Genomic DNA, 815 nt, shown 5'->3' on the forward strand with positions numbered 1-815 from the left:
CTCCAGCACGCCCATCGCCTCGGCGAAGCGCCGCACCGACCGGGCGTTGGCGATCGCGCACGGCACGCCCGCTTCCCACAGCAGTCCGAACGGCAGCTTCTCGTAGCCGCCGGTCGCCTCCATCACCACCAGCTCCACGCCGTGCTCGACGCAGAACCGAGCCAGGGTCGCGATCCCCTCCGGATCACGCCTCACGCTCAACTCCAGGCCCGATCCGCCGATCCGGCCGTCCAACGTCCTGGACGAAACGTCCACTCCACAGATGATGCTCGCCACGGTAACCTGCCTTGTCCATGCGATCGAAGATCAAGCGACTGTTCGGTCGTGCGTGACTGCGGCGGCGGTCCCTTAGCTCTCTCACGGTTGAGGCCAGAGGGAAGACGGGCGCCACGCGCCGCGTGAAGGGGCCGGTGGCCGCCGGTCCCTTCACAGCACCAAGCCATCACGCAATGGCGCCGCGATCCAGATACAAGGGAGGGGCCCGCCGCGAAGCGGTGGGAGGGTGAGAGGTTTCACCGTCGGCAGGCAAACCCAGGGCCGTTGAAGCCCTCAAGATGACTCGACCTCCCATCATCGATGCGGCCGGCGCTCCACGCTGTCTCGTCGGCGCGTTATCCTGAGAGATTATAACCACTCACCCTCCCACCGCTTCGCGGCGGGCCCCTCCCTCTCTCAAAGAGAGAGGGTGTTGGGAGGCGAGGCCAACGTCTCAGATGGGTCGAAAGCTGGCCTTAAGCCTCTTGCGGTTCAGCCAGGAGGCTCGCCGCACGAAACAGTGACGCTCTATGGCCGCTCGTAAGTTCCAACGAGCATGC

The 815-nt window shown here is 65.6% G+C and carries 1 protein-coding gene; it reads right to left on the reverse strand.

Annotation, left to right across the window (positions count from 1 at the left end; genetic code table 11):
- On the reverse strand, nucleotides 1–276 hold a 276-nt coding region (locus J7528_RS23650), incomplete at its 3' end, for a transposase (RefSeq protein ID WP_291879743.1).
- Nucleotides 277–815 lie beyond the last annotated feature (539 nt).

The organism is Caulobacter sp. (genome assembly GCF_017744445.1).
In the GTDB taxonomy this organism is placed as follows: Bacteria; Pseudomonadota; Alphaproteobacteria; order Caulobacterales; family Caulobacteraceae; genus Caulobacter.